This window comes from Mesorhizobium sp. USDA 4775, assembly GCF_054062655.1.
Window position 1 is genome coordinate 5,391,841 of the sequence record NZ_JBSSFM010000001.1, and the last position, 15,361, is coordinate 5,407,201.

Genomic DNA, 15,361 nt, shown 5'->3' on the forward strand with positions numbered 1-15,361 from the left:
TAGCGTCTCGTGAGAGGCGGCCATGACATTGGCTTATAGTCCGACAGAGACAGTTGAGATGTTCCAACCAACCTCGACGGCCGATATGTTTTCCGGCCTTTCAGAGGCCGAGGCGCAAGCCAGGCTTGTCGCCGAAGGGTACAACGAACTGCCGAGGTCAAACCAGCGCACGCCGCTGCGGATTGCCTTCGAGGTCATTCGTGAGCCGATGCTGGCGCTCCTGCTTGGCGGCGGCGTTGTCTATCTCAGTTTGGGCAATCTGGAGGAAGCGCTGATCCTGCTAGCCTTTGCCACGATGTCGATCGGCATAACCATCATACAGGAGACCCGCACCGAGCGTGTTCTGGAAGCGCTGCGTGATCTCACCAGCCCTCGTGCCCAGGTCATACGCGGTGGTGAACGCAAGCGCATTGCCGGTCGCGAGGTTGTTCGGGGGGATCTCGTCGTGCTGGGCGAGGGTGACCGCGTGCCGGCCGATGCCAGGCTTCTCCAGAGCCAGGACCTTCAGAGCGACGAATCGCTCTTAACCGGCGAATCCGTGCCGGTTCGAAAGGTTGCTGTCGGCGGCATCTCGTCGGTGAGCGAACGCCGGCCAGGCGGCGACGACCTGCCTTTCATATTCTCTGGTTCGCTGATCGTTCGCGGGTCAGGCATGGGCGAAGTCCTGGCGACGGGGCGACGTAGTGAAATCGGCAAGATAGGGCACTCCCTGAGTTCAATGGAGACAGAACCGCCGCGATTGCAGGCGCAAATGCGGCGCGTCGTACGCATTTTCGCTATGGTGGGGGGTGCGGTCAGCGTCGTCGCGGTCCTGCTTTACGGGCTTCTGCGAGGCGGCTGGCTTGACGCTGTGCTCGCAGGCATCGCGCTCGGCATGTCCATGCTGCCGGAAGAGTTTCCCGTCGTGCTCACGATCTTCATGGCCATGGGTGCGTGGCGCATCTCACAAGCGCGCGTTCTGACCCGCAGGGCCGCCGCGATCGAAACGCTTGGCTCGGCGACGATCCTTTGCACCGACAAGACCGGCACGCTCACCGAGAACCGGATGACGATTGCCGAACTTCGGACGGCTGATGGAAAGTCGTTCCGGATGACGGACAGACCGGGCATCAGTCTGCCAGCGGCAGCCGCCGATCTGGTTGAGACGGGTGTGCTTGCCAGCGCCCAGATTCCCTTCGACCCCATGGAGGTCGCATTTCACAAACTCGGCAAGGAATGCCTGTCTGAACACAGGATTCTGGACAAACCGGATTGGGAACTGGTCCACGCATATCCGCTTCGACCCGGACTGCTGGCGATGTCGAATGTCTGGCAATCGACACGTGGCGATGGCAATTCGCTGGTTGCGGCAAAAGGCGCGCCAGAGGCGATCGGGGCGTTGTGCCATCTGAACGCAAGGGACTTCAAGGCCCTGAAGAACTCGGTCGAGGCCATGGCGGCCGAGGGGCTGCGTGTGCTCGGCGTGGCACACGGGTCTCATCGCGGCACCGACTTGCCGCAGACGCAACACGATTTCAAATTCGAATTTCTCGGGCTGGTCGGCCTGACGGATCCGCTGCGCGTGAGTGTTCCCGAAGCCGTGAGCGACTGCCGTTCCGCCGGCATCAGGGTGATGATGATCACCGGCGACTACCCGGCAACCGCCAAAATGATCGCGCGCCAGGCTGGCCTCGATGTCGAAAGCGTCGTGACCGGCAGTGAGATGCAAGCGCTCGGTGACGACGAGTTGGCGCTGGGTGTGAAAACCGCAACCGTGTTCGCGCGCATCATGCCCGAGCAGAAGCTTCGCATCGTCAACGCGCTGAAGGCGAGTGGTGAAATCGTCGCCATGACCGGCGACGGGGTCAATGACGCGCCGTCGCTCAAGGCCGCCAATATCGGGATCGCCATGGGTGGCCGCGGTACCGACGTTGCGCGCGAGGCATCGTCCATCGTGCTGCTCGACGACGATTTCGGTTCAATCGTCAAAGCAATTCGGCTTGGCCGCCGCATCTTCGACAACCTGCGCAAGGCCATGGGCTTCATCTTCGCGGTCCACGTGCCGATCGCGGGCCTCTCGCTGCTGCCGCTGCTGTTTGGCCTGCCGATCCTGTTCGGGCCGATCCATATCGCCTTTCTGGAGATGGTGATCGATCCCGTGTGCTCGCTTGTCTTCGAGGCTGAAAGCGAAGAAGACGATGTCATGCGCCGTCCGCCTCGCAATCCGGACTCGCCACTCTTCTCCTGGGCGTTGATCGGATGGGGTCTGCTCCAGGGAACGCTCGCCTTCGTGCTTCTGGCGGGCATTTACCTTGTCGCCCTCGGCCAGGGCATGGCCGAGAACGAAATCCGGGCCCTGACGTTTTTCTCGCTGGTGCTGACAATCGTTGGACTGATCTTCGTCAACCGTTCCTTCAGCGCATCGCTTCTGACCGCGCTCATCAGGCCGAACCGGTCGCTGATGATCGTCGTCGTGGCTGTCGCTTCGATGCTAGGCGGGACGCTCCTGTGGCCCTTTGCCACCAGTCTGTTCCGCTTCGGACCCCTGCATCTCGACGATCTGGCGGTGACGATTGCCGCGGGATTTGCCGTGCTGGCATGCCTGGAGTTGCTGAAACTATTCTGGCGGGAGCGACTGAAGGCCTAGCCGTTCAATGAAACGATCAATGACCAGTCTTCTGTTGGGAAAGAGTTGGACGTGAAGAAAACTCCCGGACGAACCGTTTCGGTGTCGGCAAAATGAGCGCAGACAATCCACGAGTTCGTCGAAGCCAGGTTGGCACACTTGTCCTAGCGGCCGCCGCGATCGTTGGGATTGTCGTCTGCGTGCTTCTGGCCGAGCCATTTTTGGGCGCGATCACCTGGGCTTTGGCACTGGCGATCCTCTTTGTCCCTTTCCATTCCTGGATCGAAACGAAGTTGAAACACCCCAACGTTGCGGCGATGGTTTCGGTCTTGACGATCGTACTGCTCGTCGTTGTCCCGGCAGCTTTCCTGGTAGAACGCTTGGTAGAGGAAGCGGCTTCAGGGGCAGCCTCCGTCCGAACCCGGGTCGCTGACGGCGAGCTCCAGCGTCTGTTGGACGCCCACCCCGGCATAGCACCTATTGGAAAGTGGATAGAGCAACAGATCGATCTGCCGTCGATGATGGCGAGCCTCGCAACCTGGCTGAGCAACGCCGGTGCAACGTTCGTCAAGGGTTCCGTGTTGCAGGTGGCGGAAGTCCTCCTGACGTTCTACATGCTGTTCTATTTCCTGCGTGATCGCAACGCCGTCGCCCGGCTGTTGCGCGATTGGATGCCACTGCAGAGCGCAGACACGGAGCGCTTGTTTCAGCGGGTGTTCGATACCGTGCATGCCACGGTGTACGGGACGCTCGCTGTGGCGGCAGTTCAGGGTTCGTTGGGCGGCTTGATGTTCTGGATCCTTGGGTTGCCGACGCCTCTTCTGTGGGGCGTGGTGATGAGTCTGCTTTCCGTCGTGCCTGTGTTGGGTTCGTTCGTCGTGTGGATACCGGCAGCAATCCTCCTCTTGCTTGATGGTGATTGGGGCAAGGCCCTGATCCTCTCGGGCTGGGGCGGTATTGTTGTAGGCGGAATCGACAACGTCCTTCGCCCGATGCTGGTCGGCAACCAGCTGAGGCTCCACACGATCCCCGCATTCATATCGATGATAGGTGGGCTCGCCCTGTTCGGGGCTCCAGGATTCATACTGGGCCCCGTGGCAGTCACGGTGACCGTGCTGCTCATCGAGGTATGGGCTGCGCGCGATAAGATCAGCAACCGCAAGGAAACGGAATGACCTCTTGGTAAAATGCCCCGCAGGCCATAGCGTGATGCAAACCCGTGTCTATTGGTGGGATCCCGAGCCGTCCGGCGGCCGGCCGCTTACACCGCGGTTCCGACCAGCGCGCCGATGCCGGCGGTGAGCGCCATGGCGAAGGCGCCCCAGAAGGTCACGCGCAACGTTGCACGAAGGATGTTGGCGCCGCCCGCCTTGGCGCCGATGGCGCCCAGCAGGGCAAGGAAAAGCAGGGACGCAAGCGAGACCGCCAGCACCAGCATGGAGGCCGGCGACACCAGCACCATGATGAGCGGCATTGCTGCGCCCACGCTGAAGGTCGCCGCCGAGGTCAGCGCCGCCTGGATCGGCCGCGCCGTGGTCATTTCCGAAATGCCGAGTTCGTCATGGGCATGCGCGGCCAGCGCATCCTTGGCCATGAGCTGGTCGGCGACCTGGTGGGCCAGGTCCGTCGCCAGCCCGCGCTTGACGTAGATCTGCGCCAACTCCTCGCGCTCGAATTCGGGCTGGGTCTCGAGTTCCTGGCGTTCGCGGGCGAGGTCGGCATTCTCGGTGTCCGACTGGGAGCTGACCGAGACATATTCGCCGGCCGCCATCGACATGGCGCCCGCCACCAGGCCGGCTATGCCTGCGACCAGAACCTGCGAAGCCGGCGCGGCGGCCGACGCCACGCCGACGATCAGGCTCGCGGTCGAGACGATGCCGTCATTGGCTCCCAGGACGGCGGCGCGCAGCCAACCGATGCGCGACACCTGGTGGTTTTCGACATGCAGGCGGCTCATGCTTTTCTCCTGATCTTGCCTTCGAGTTTCGTGGCGACGGCGACCGTATTGGAAATCGTGCCGTACTTGCGGACATTCTTGTGCAGCAGCTCCAGCCGCTGGTCGGTTTCATCGGTGTCGACGACAAGCTCGTAGTCGATCGAGGCAATCCCCGGCGGGCTGTCGCGCCGAACGGCATGCAATGCGACCCTGACGCCGCGCAGTTTGAAACCAAGCATCGGGGTGACGCGCTCGATGCCCTTGATCATGCAGGCGGCGATCGCCGCCAGAAGCAGTTCGGCTGGATTGAAGGCGTCGGCCCGGCCCTCGAGACAGGTGTCAAGAACGAGTTTGGCATTCTTGGTCGTGGCGACGCTGCCTCGTGCATCGATCCGTCTGGCTTCAACGCTGTATTCGAACATGGTGCACCTGCTTCGACGCGCGCCTGGGAGGCGCGCTACTGGCGCTTCTAGCCGGTGTTGGGTAGTTGGAGGTTGATCCAGGTCAGAAATCTCCGACAACTTGGAATGTCGATTGCTTCTGTCACCGTTCCTATCGGACGATCAACACAGGGACCGTGCTGAAGGAAAGCACCTCTGTCGCCTGACTGCCCAGCAGCAGTCTGGCGAGGCCCCGGCGTCCGTGCGCGGCCATGACTACCAGATCGCAGCCCTGGGTCTTGGACAGCTCAAGGATTGCCTCCGCCGGCTTCCTGTTTTCAAGATGCACGGCCTCGGCTTGCACACCGAGCCTGTCAGCCGCTGCATTGCATTGATCTAGTATCTGCCCCGCGAAGCGGCGTCCCTCTTCCTCGTATGAAACGAATTTTGCGCCGGCTGAATAGCCCGACATTGGACTTCCCCAATCAAACATTGGGAATGGCTCGGTGACATGCAAAAAGATAACCTTGGCCGTGAGGCGACTGGCGAGGGACAGTCCGTGCGTAACGCCATTCTGAGCGAAGTCAGAACCATCCGTTGCAATAAGGAAGTGCGTGTACATCGCATTCGTACCTGAGCGAGGATTGCCTCTGAGCGGCAAAAATTCAGTGCCTTTTCAGGTCACCTTTCATCTGCTCATACTGCTCTCTCGTGATCTCGCCGGAGGCGTAGCGGCGATCCAGAATATCTAGTGAGCCCGTATCACGTGATCGTCCGCGCCGCGGTTGATGCCAGAAATAGTAGACAACGCCAGCCGCGATCAGGATCAGCAGCAACGGGCCAAAGCCGAAGAATGGCATACCCAAGCTCCGCCGCAGCAATTGCTCCACCCCCATGACATCATAGCGAGTACTCCATCCTCGTGACACCAAACAATCGGACGGCGCGCGTCGCATTGCGTTGGATCAAATCGCTTGGAGAATCCTCAGATGCGCGGGCCAAGTCACAAGCGCTTTGGGCTCCAGAATTGTCATACGATGCCTAAAGTTGAGCTACCACGCGCTCAAGCTTCGAACGCACAACTTGTGCAGCTTGTTTGAGCGCCGGATTATCGATCGCTTGCATCGAGGCGACCGGATCGATCGCAGCGACCTCAGTTTGTCCGTTTCCCGAATCCCGCACGACGACGTTGCACGGCAGCATCGTCCCCACCTTGTTTTCCAGCAGGAGAGCTTCGTGGGCCAGCGCGGGGTTACATGCACCGAGGATAATGTATTTCGGGAACTCTACACCGATCTTGGTCTTCAGCGTTTCCTGCACATTGATCTCAGTCAGCACGCCAAAACCTTCGGCCTTTAGAGCTGCTTTCGTTCGCGCGACGGCCTCGTCGAAGGCCGTCGGCAACATCCGACCTATGTAATACGTCATTGATTTACGCCTCCAAACAGACAAAAGCTCGCCAGGAGCACGCCCTGACTGCGTATCGCGCGAGCCGCAAGCGGACCATTCACACATCGTCGACGGCATCGACTATCGCCGAAATACGAACGGAAGTTTCGACTTACATAGAACATAGCATCAACATCGATTGCACCGTCAAATAGCAAGTTTACTGGAGCATGACCTTGCTGCCTTCGGCAAGGCTGGCAGGTGGATAGATGACCACAATCTCGCCAGGTCGAACGCCCTGCGCCACGGCGGCAGTGCGAGCCGATAGGCGCGCCACCTGGATCTCTCGCAGGTGAACGCGGCCCGCCTCGACAACGAAGACGCTCCAGGCATCGCCGCGCCGGAACAGGGCTCCGATCGGCACGACGATTGCCTGGTCGTTCTCGTCAACCACGATCTTGACCTCGACGCGATAGCCATCCCCCAGGCTGGTCCACGTCTCCCGTGGCGAGGTTATGTCGACAACGACCCAGACGCGCTGCTCCTCGACGCCGAGCGCGGAGATCTTGGTGAAGCCGGAGGGCTCGACGCGCCGCACGGCCCCAAGCAAATCGGTGGGGCCGCCCCAACGCTCGATGATCACCTTGTCGCCCTCCCTTATCCGGGCGGCATCGGTCGTCAAAACGTCGACGGCGATTTCGAGATCGCCAGGATCACCCAGTTCGAGCAACGGCGCTGCCTGCGCGACAACGGTCTCGCTCTCCTGCATGACCCTGAGAACGCGGCCGTCTACGGGCGAGGATACCGGGAAACTCTCGCTGGTTTCGGAATTGTTGGCGGAGTTCAGTGCCGCGCGCGCCTGTTCCAGAAGATGCGTGGCGGCGTGCCAGCGCCGCTCGGCGGCATCGGTTTGTCGCTGCGTTGAGCGGAACAGGAATTCCTCACGCTCCAGTTGAGCCGCGGCCGCCACGTTGCGCTTGACGAGCTCCCTGGTGCGTTCGAGATCCGCACTGGCCTGAGCCAGCAGCACCTTGGCCTGCTCGTGAAGCGATGCCGTCTCCTCGACCGCCGCCTCAGCGGCACCGACCTGGGCCTCGAGCTCTAGCCGCACGCGGGGGTCGAGAAGCGGCGAAACTGGCGGCGTAATGGTCGCCAGCTTCTCTCCCGTCCGCACGGTATCGCCGGCCTTGAGTGTCAACCTCTGGATACGCCCGGACAAGGGCGCCGACACCAGATAGCGATCCCGCACGCGCGTGCGGCCGTCCTCTTCAACCGTGTCCTGGAAGCGCGAGGTCACCACCTCGGCGGTTTCGACAAGGGTCGGCTGCGGCATCAGGAGCCAGTAGAAGCCCAGTGCCGCAAGCGCCAGCACCAGTGCACCGGCGATCGAAGTTGTTCGACGCTTCATGTTCAGTCCCTCGTCTTCAGGACAGCCACGAGATCGAGCTTGTCGATCCTGCGGCGGATTGTGATGAAACTGGCAATGGCCGGGCCGATGACCAGGAGCGCGGCGATGGCATAACTGCTGCGATCGATCACGGCGGGGATCTGAAACGACTCGCTCGCGCGCGCCGACGCGATCAATTCGATCAGGTACCGTCCGATCAGGAGCCCGGCGGGGATGGCCACAATCAGCTCCAAGGCAAGCTCGCTGACAATGACGGCACATACCTCGCGCCGCGTCAGTCCGACTATGCGCAGGCTGGCCAATTCCCAGGCGCGCTCCTGCAGGGCGATGCGGGCACTGTTGTAGACCACGCCTATGGCGATCAGCATTCCAAACCCCAAGAGGACCAGCGCGCCGATAACCACCATTCCGCCGATCGTTTCGTTGAACAGCGCAAACCACAGGGCCTTGACCGAGCTTGCCTCGATCTTCGGCATTGACCTTATCCTGGACCAGAGCCGATCAGATTGACCCGGATCGATCCTGAGTGCCGCGACATTCGCAACGGAACCCTCCCGCATCAGGCGATTGAGTGCGGTGCGCTCCATCGTCGCGGACGCCCCCAGAATATCGTCCGAAATCCTGCGGACGGTGACTTCCCTGACGGCCCGGCTGCCTTCGAGCACCTCGATCGTGACACTGTCGCCGACGTTGAGGTCTAGCTGCCTCGCGATCGTCCGGCTGAGCATGATGCCATCGGAGGGTACGGCAATCGGCCGTAGCGCGCTGTCTCTCAGCACCTTGAGCTCGGAACCCGAATCCAGACCAGTAGCCGAGGTGCGATAGGAGCGATGGCCAGCTCGCAATGTGACCGGCACGACTCGCTGCACTTCAGCCTCAAGCACGCCAGGTATCGCCCGCAGCTCGTAGAGTGCATCCGCCGAGACCGGTTCTGTGAAGGTGACAAACGCGTCACCGCGCTCGATGCGTCCAAAACTCACATCGATCATGTAGTCGATGGCGTCGAACCAGTAGAGCCCGAACAGAATGAGCGGAATGGCCAGCGCGATTCCGACGGTCGTCAACAGCGTCCGCACGGGCCGTCCGAGGATCGTGCGCGCAGCTATCACGTACTGAAGCGGAATTCGCTGGCTTCCAATCGCCTGCAGCCAGCTGAATGTGTGCAACGCGGGCGGCGTCTCGGGGCGCATGGCTTCGGCGGGAGCAAGCATGGCAATCCGGTATACCGCCGATGCCGCGGCAAGGTTCGCCGCGCCGACGCTGACAAGGGTCGCCGCGACGAGCAGCCATGGCTCCAGTTGCGCCTCCAGCGATGGAAACCGGAAGAAAGCGCCATAGCTCCCGACAACCCCGATCGCGAACCAGCGCCCCACGACCAGACCTATCGCCGATCCCAGCAACGCGATGGCGGTGACCAGCTTGAAGTAGTGGAAGGCGATGGTGCGGTTCGCAAACCCCAGCGCCTTCAGCGAAGCGATCTGCCCCCGTTGTGCTTCCACCATCCTGCCGATGACGACGTTGAGCAGGAACGCCGCGATGCCGAAGAAGACCGACGGCATGACGATGCTCAGCGTCTCCTGCTCCGCCAGTTCGTCCTTGAGAAAGCGGTGCGACGGCTGATCGCTCCGGCCATAGGCTCCGGTGCCGCCGTATGGCGCCAGCAACCGATCGACCTCTTCCAAGACATGCTGCGGCCCTGCGCCGGGCGCCAGAGTCATCAGCGCGTCGTTGAAGGCGCCTTTCATGTCGAAGGCGCTTGCCACCGCATCCTCGCTTGCCCACACCACCACGAAATTCCGATCGTCCGGAAGCGGCACCGCGGCGCGGGTGGCAAAGATGAATTCGGGTGACAGGGCGGTGCCCACGACGCGGAAGCCTTGCAGCCGGCCATTGAGCACCACCTCCATGGTTTCTCCGCTCCGCACGGCGCGCGCCTCGGCATACGCCGCGTTGATGATGACTTCTTCCGGATGCAGCGGATCGGGCCAGCGTCCCTGCACGAGATGCAGGCGGTTGAGCAACGGCTGGCCCGCGGCCGGGAGCGAGATGACGCGCCCCGAGATCGGAAGGTTGGTGTCCTCGCGGATCACGCGTACCGGCTCGGCGACGCGCGGCTCCACAATGCCAATGCCGTTGATTTCGCGCAGCCGATCGACGATCGAGAGCGGCGCGCGCGTTATGCCCACGAAGATGTCGGCGAAACGTTCGTTGCGGTAGTGCGCCTCCATGGCGCCGATCAGCGCCTGGTAGTTCGACACCGACATCACGAAGACGGCCACGCCGGCCGCGACGAGCAGCGCGATGCTGAGGACCTGAAGCCGCATCGACCAGAGGTCGCGCGCCACCTTGATGTCCAGGACGTTCACCATGTCACATCCTCGGCCCGGATGCGCCGCGGATTCGGTTCTTCCTTGACGATGCGCCCGCCGCTCAGCCGCAACACGCGATGAGCCATCCCCGCGATTGCCGAGTTGTGAGTGATCACGGCGGTCGTCGTGTTCAGCTCCGCATTGACCTTGGCGATTGCCGCCAGAACCAGCCTGCCGGTGTCGACGTCGAGCGCGCCGGTCGGCTCGTCGCAGAGCAGGATATCCGGCCGCTTCACGATTGCGCGTGCCACCGCGACGCGCTGCTGTTCTCCACCGGACAGTTGTGAAGGAAAGTGACCGGCGCGATGCGACAGTCCAACGAGTTCGAGCGCCTCGGCCGGTGTCATCGGATTGCTGGCGATCTGCGCGACCAGCCGCACGTTCTCCTCGACAGTGAGGCTCGGTATCAGGTTGTAGAATTGAAACACGAAGCCGACATGCTCGCGCCTGTATGTCGTGAGCTGCTCGTCGCTGGCTCCGGTCAGTTCGTGATCTCGCCAGGTCGCAGTGCCTGACGTCGGAGCGTCCAATCCGCCGAGGATGTTGAGCAGGGTCGATTTTCCCGAACCCGAGGGGCCAAGAAGAATGATGAATTCGCCTTGTCGGATATCGAGGTCGACGTCCTTCAGCGCCACGACACGTGAATCGCCCGCGCCATAGACCTTGGTCAATCCCCGGGCCACGAATACCGGGGCGAAGGGTTGCTTTGCTGAACTCTCCATGTCTTGTCCTTGGACTGGCATGCGGACTCCGGTTCCAGCCCACGCCGGAAAGGTGCTACAGTCTGGACGGCTCGATCACCTTGACTCTCGTCAAGTCGGAACGTTGGTAAGCAAACCGGGGTCCAGTAGGAAGGGCCCAGCCCGGGTGCACCGCATGCTCATGACAGTGCAGCTATTGGATCGGCATCACGCGCATCCATAATCCGCACGGGTGAACCCAGACACGGACGACTGCTTCGCGCCTCATCTTTGCCATAGGGGGTCAGCTTCTGCGATTCCTGAAAGCCACGTCTTCTGGGCCACCTAGCGTCGTGGTCGCGCCAACGAAGGATCTTCGGTCCTTTCCGAACTGAGCGACCGGATCAGGATGAAGCTGTCTGCTTGGGCTCGCTTGCGATTGGGAGCTTAACACTTGCTTCGAAACCGGACCGCGTCCCGGGTCTCGGCGATCTGAGGGCGACAGAGCTGCCTATGCGGTCGGCAATCGTCGAAACGATTGATAACCCTATTCCGCTGCCGCGGGCCGAAGCTCCGCCTCGCTCGAAACGGTCAGCCAGTTTCGCCAGTGCCTCGGGCGCCACGACGGGTCCATCGTTTGAAACCGTGAGCAACCCATCTGGCTCGAGCGTCACTTCGACTGGGCAGGAGTCGCTGCCATAGCGCAAGGCATTCTCGACGAGGTTGCGGCACACGATTCCAACGGCATCGGGATCGATGTCGGACATTACGGAGGTTTCCGGCAGGCGAAGGACGACCCTATCCTCCCGTGGCATGCCTCTGCGCAAGTCATCGACCACGACACGCAGGGCAGCGCGCAGGTCGGATGTACGTTCTAATCGGAGCCGGCTGCCCTCCGCCCGGGCGAACTGCATGAGCCGCTCGGCCCGCACCGTCAATCGCTTGAGGGTCGCCTCGATGTCCGCTGCCCGCTGTTCGATTTGCGGTTCGCTGGTTTCCTTCCGGATGCGCTGCGCCTGGGCAATCGCGCCGGCGAGCGGGGTCCTGAGTTCATGCGCGGTGTTGGCGGCGAGGCTGCGTTCGGCCTCGAAGGCGGCCCTGAGCCGCCTGAGCAGCGCGTTCAAGGTGTCGGCCAACGGGTCGAGCTCGCTGGGCAGTTCATCGGACACGAGAGGCCCAAGGTCCTTCTCGCTTCGGGTTTCGAGCTGTTCGCGGAACGCCCGCAGCGGTTTTGTGCTTCTCCGGACCGCCAGCAGCACGGCGGCAAGCGCGGCCGGAATCACCAGGAGGATCGGCAATCCGAGGCCAATCTGGACATCCCTCACCACCTGAGCCCGGTGGGCGAGCGGTTCGGCCATCGTGATACGCACCGTCCCCTGCAGGGCCTCCTCGCTGTATAGGCGATGCGTCGCAGTCCGGCCGAAGCCGGGCGCTTCATAAGGCGGGAACACGGCGAGGTCGGCAGCATGGGACTGAAGCAAAATCTTGCCCTTGTCGTCGCGGATCACGTAGGTGAGAAGTTCGTCATGGGCGCGGATCGCGCCAAGGCGCTGGCTGGCGACGTCTTCGTCCTCGCGGCCCACGATGTCCAGGACCGCCAAGGGAAGCAGGCGCTGCGCGGTCTCCTGGAGGGAGGAATCGAAGACATCCTCGATGCCGTGCCGCAGCAGGACAGCGGTCGCCCACGCCGCGCCGGCCCAGATCATGAGCAGAACCCCTCCAAGCGTCAGGAGGAGCCTGCCCTGTAGGCTTCGGGGGCGCCTCACGCCTGAGCCAACCTGTAGCCGAGGCCCCGCTCGGTCTCGATGAGGTCGGTGCCGAGCTTCTTGCGCAGCCTGCTGACATGAACCTCGATCGTGTTGCTTTCCACCTCGGCATCGAAATCATAGAGCTTTTCCTCGAGCTGCGCCTTGGAGAGCAACTGGCCGGGCCGCGTCAGGAACGCCTCCAGCAGTGCCCATTCGCGGGCTGTCAGCTGAACGGCCTTGCCGTCCCGACGCACATTTCGGCGGGCGATGTCGATCTCGAGCGAACGAAGCCGGATGATGGGGTTGGGATTGCCTGAATATCGGCGCGCGACCGAGCCGATGCGCGCCGACAGCTCGTCGAGATCGAACGGCTTGACCATGTAGTCGTCCGCCCCCGCGGTCAGCCCTTCGATCCTGTCCGACACCTGGTCGAGCGCTGTGAGCACGATGACGGGCGTGACATCTCCGGCGGCCCGCAATGCACGAAGGAACACGATGCCCCTTCCGTCGGGCAGCATCAGGTCAAGCAGGATCAGGTCGTAGGCCGCACCCGCCATCGCGTCCCTGGCCGCGTCGATCCGCGAGACCCAGTCCACCGAATGGCCGTCACCGACGATCTGGTCGCGTACGGCCGCGCCCAGCACGCTATCGTCCTCTATGAGCAGGATTCGCATTTTCGTTCGCCCTTCGCGGTCACAGCCTTCCTTGCCGGACGTTCCTGACGCCCGGCTGAAGCGGATTGCGCGTAAACTTCAGGATAGCGTCAGCTTGGCCGTGCACTTTGCGCTGGCGCAAATCGGTTCGAACGGAGTCCTGGCCCATGCGGCTTGCCCTGATAATTCTTGCGTGTGTCGCGTCCCTCTCCGCAGGGCCGGTGCGCGCCGATGACGAATGCTTCGTGCCGATGGCGGACTGGAAGCCGAGGGAGGCCGTTGCCACTCTGGCGGCCCAGCATGGCTGGACCGTGCGTCGGATCAAAATCCACGACGGCTGCTATGAAATCGACGGCATCGACGCCCAAGGCCGTCGGATCGAGGTGACAGTCCAGCCATCCACCCTCGAAATCATCCAGATTGAACCCAGGGGTGACGCCAATCGGCACCAGGACGAAGAAGACCGCCATGACAATTGATGACATTGCCCCGACCGAGTCCGAGTCCCGCAACGCGGCTGCGCGGCCGGTTCCTGTCTGGGACCCGATGGTCCGTCTCTTCCACTGGAGCCTCGTCGTCGTGTTCGCCACGGCTTGGCTTACGGCGGAAGATCTCCAGCCCGTTCATCAGCTTGCTGGATACGCGATCGCCGGTCTGGTCGGCTTCAGGATCGTATGGGGTGTCGTCGGCAGCCGCTACGCCCGCTTCACACAATTCGTCCGTGGACCGGCCCGGACGATCTCCTACATCGCTGACATGGCAGGAAGCCGGGAACGGCGCTACCTTGGCCACAACCCGGCTGGTGCGGCGATGGTCGTGGCGATCCTGGTGACCCTGTCCGGGACCGCCTTCACCGGATGGCTTATGGAAGCGCCGGACCGCGCCGCTGCGGCTGTCGCACAGATGCGGATCGTCGCCCCCGCATTCGCAGACAATGATGGCAACGACACTGAGGGCGGGATTGGAGCCGCCGTGGAAGGGCGGGCCGTGGGTCCGCTCAAGGAAGTCCACGAGGCCCTTGCCAACCTGATGCTACTGCTGGTCGCGCTGCATGTCGGCGGAGTGGTTTTGGCGTCGTTCCGCCATCGCGAGAACCTGGTTCTGGCGATGCTCACGGGCCGCAAGAGGCCTCCCGCTCCCGACGACGTCGCCTGAATAGGGACATTTCGCAATAGGTTGCCAATCCGGCCCCGCCGTTTCGGCGGGGCCCTTCGATTCCTGACGGCGAGCTGAAGCAGAAAACCCATTCCCTTCAGGAGAGGATCAGGTCTGGCCGTCAGAACAGTGGCAGCAGAAAAAGGAGATCCTGCCATGAAAAAGACCCTTGTCATCTTGCTCGCGTCGACGGCGTTGATCGCCGGGATCGGCCTTCCCGCGTGGAGCGCGATGCACGGCGCTGGCCTGTTCGAAGGACCGCGCGATGTGGCCCTGACTGCCTTCCGCAACGCAAGTGCTTCCCCAATGCTGGTCAGCGATGATGACAGCGCTGACCTTAAACACAGTCGCAGCCTGCAACGCGGAGGCGATGATGACGAACATGGCGCAAGCGACGAAGAGGATGACGACGACTCTGATGGCGGCAACGCCTCCGGCCCGGCTCCGGCCGGGAGCGTGGCTCCCCCGAGCAACGGCCTCTTTGGCACCGGCGCGACGCCCAAGGTCCAGGTGAACTGAGCCAACGGCCCGCATCACGGCAGATCAAGGAAACAGTCCAATGAAGACCATATTCGCCACCCTGGCTCTGACCACGGCGCTGACACTCCCCGGCATCGCCATGGCGCGGCCGGTAACCCTCACAACCACGCTGAAGGACTATGGCGGCAACGGGGCCTTCCTCGCCATCTACGTCACAGACCCCAAGGGCACCTACGCCGGCAGCCTGTGGATGGCCGGAACCAAGTCCAAGTACTACGAGCACCTGTCCGACTGGTATCGCGCGACGGGCGGCAACACGGCCGAGATCAATGGCATCACCGGAGCGAGCGTGGGCGCCGGCCGCCGGCTGGAGATCACGCTCGACCTTGCCGACGCGCTCTTTGACGCGGGCTATACCGTTCACATCGACGCGGCCGCCGAGGACATGCGCGACAGCCCCAACGAGATCGCCGTGCCGCTGACCGCGCAAGGAGCGGGACAATCCGTCCCCGGCCGCCGCTACATCGCGAACTTCAGCTACGGCTTGTAAGGGGTCGC

16 protein-coding genes are annotated in these 15,361 nt (G+C 62.6%); 6 read left to right on the top strand and 10 right to left on the bottom strand.

From position 1 onward, the window contains the following. Positions 1-58 precede the first annotated feature (58 nt). On the top strand, positions 59-2,626 hold the full coding sequence (locus ACVILI_RS26445; protein ID WP_038648513.1) for a cation-translocating P-type ATPase: 2,568 nt from the start codon (positions 59-61) through the stop codon (positions 2,624-2,626). Positions 2,627-2,718: 92 nt separating this feature from the next. Next, a complete protein-coding gene (locus tag ACVILI_RS26450) occupies positions 2,719-3,780 on the top strand; it encodes an AI-2E family transporter (RefSeq protein ID WP_038648515.1) in 1,062 nt (353 codons plus the stop codon). Between the two features lie 86 nt (positions 3,781-3,866). Here the strand turns inward: ACVILI_RS26450 and ACVILI_RS26455 are convergent, their stop codons facing one another. The 10 genes from ACVILI_RS26455 to ACVILI_RS26500 all read right to left on the bottom strand — a co-directional run bounded on the left by ACVILI_RS26455 (position 3,867) and on the right by ACVILI_RS26500 (position 13,189). Continuing rightward, the gene (locus ACVILI_RS26455) at positions 3,867-4,562 is read right to left on the bottom strand and encodes a VIT1/CCC1 transporter family protein (protein ID WP_457102651.1); all 696 of its coding nucleotides are present in this window, start codon (positions 4,560-4,562) and stop codon (positions 3,867-3,869) included. Continuing rightward, a complete protein-coding gene (locus tag ACVILI_RS26460; RefSeq protein ID WP_240564466.1) occupies positions 4,559-4,963 on the bottom strand; it encodes an OsmC family protein in 405 nt (134 codons plus the stop codon). Before ACVILI_RS26460 ends, ACVILI_RS26455 begins: the two co-directional genes overlap by 4 nt. Positions 4,964-5,093: 130 nt before the next feature. Continuing rightward, positions 5,094-5,543 carry a universal stress protein gene (locus ACVILI_RS26465; protein ID WP_038648517.1) on the bottom strand — a complete coding sequence of 150 codons (450 nt, stop codon included), beginning with the start codon at positions 5,541-5,543 and terminating at the stop codon, positions 5,094-5,096. 43 nt (positions 5,544-5,586) lie between these two features. Then, positions 5,587-5,781: an SHOCT domain-containing protein gene (locus tag ACVILI_RS26470; RefSeq protein WP_240564857.1), complete on the bottom strand. Its 195-nt coding sequence runs from the start codon at positions 5,779-5,781 to the stop codon at positions 5,587-5,589. A gap of 181 nt (positions 5,782-5,962) precedes the next feature. Beyond that, the gene (locus tag ACVILI_RS26475) at positions 5,963-6,349 is read right to left on the bottom strand and encodes a DUF302 domain-containing protein (RefSeq protein ID WP_038648521.1); all 387 of its coding nucleotides are present in this window, start codon (positions 6,347-6,349) and stop codon (positions 5,963-5,965) included. 181 nt (positions 6,350-6,530) lie between these two features. Next, the gene (locus ACVILI_RS26480) at positions 6,531-7,718 is read right to left on the bottom strand and encodes an efflux RND transporter periplasmic adaptor subunit (protein ID WP_038648523.1); all 1,188 of its coding nucleotides are present in this window, start codon (positions 7,716-7,718) and stop codon (positions 6,531-6,533) included. Between the two features lie 2 nt (positions 7,719-7,720). After that, a complete protein-coding gene (locus ACVILI_RS26485; RefSeq protein WP_038648525.1) occupies positions 7,721-10,087 on the bottom strand; it encodes an ABC transporter permease in 2,367 nt (788 codons plus the stop codon). Next, complete coding sequence (locus ACVILI_RS26490; RefSeq protein ID WP_038648526.1) at positions 10,081-10,809, bottom strand: ABC transporter ATP-binding protein; 729 nt, start codon at positions 10,807-10,809, stop codon at positions 10,081-10,083. Before ACVILI_RS26490 ends, ACVILI_RS26485 begins: the two co-directional genes overlap by 7 nt. A 362-nt stretch (positions 10,810-11,171) precedes the next feature. After that, positions 11,172-12,473, bottom strand: a complete 1,302-nt coding sequence (locus ACVILI_RS26495; RefSeq protein ID WP_240564856.1) for a sensor histidine kinase — start codon at positions 12,471-12,473, stop codon at positions 11,172-11,174. 56 nt (positions 12,474-12,529) lie between these two features. Then, positions 12,530-13,189: a response regulator transcription factor gene (locus ACVILI_RS26500; protein WP_038648529.1), complete on the bottom strand. Its 660-nt coding sequence runs from the start codon at positions 13,187-13,189 to the stop codon at positions 12,530-12,532. A gap of 146 nt (positions 13,190-13,335) precedes the next feature. On the opposite strand from ACVILI_RS26500, the gene ACVILI_RS26505 reads away from it, so the two are divergent. The 4 genes from ACVILI_RS26505 to ACVILI_RS26520 all read left to right on the top strand — a co-directional run bounded on the left by ACVILI_RS26505 (position 13,336) and on the right by ACVILI_RS26520 (position 15,353). After that, entirely contained in the window at positions 13,336-13,647 is a 312-nt protein-coding gene (locus ACVILI_RS26505) for a PepSY domain-containing protein (RefSeq protein WP_038648531.1), read from the top strand. Then, complete coding sequence (locus ACVILI_RS26510) at positions 13,637-14,323, top strand: cytochrome b/b6 domain-containing protein (RefSeq protein WP_051726849.1); 687 nt, start codon at positions 13,637-13,639, stop codon at positions 14,321-14,323. The genes ACVILI_RS26505 and ACVILI_RS26510 overlap by 11 nt, the downstream gene beginning before the upstream one ends. Positions 14,324-14,479: 156 nt before the next feature. Then, on the top strand, positions 14,480-14,842 hold the full coding sequence (locus ACVILI_RS26515) for a hypothetical protein (RefSeq protein WP_038648533.1): 363 nt from the start codon (positions 14,480-14,482) through the stop codon (positions 14,840-14,842). Positions 14,843-14,882: 40 nt separating this feature from the next. Further along, positions 14,883-15,353 carry a DUF2271 domain-containing protein gene (locus ACVILI_RS26520; protein ID WP_038648535.1) on the top strand — a complete coding sequence of 157 codons (471 nt, stop codon included), beginning with the start codon at positions 14,883-14,885 and terminating at the stop codon, positions 15,351-15,353. Positions 15,354-15,361 lie beyond the last annotated feature (8 nt).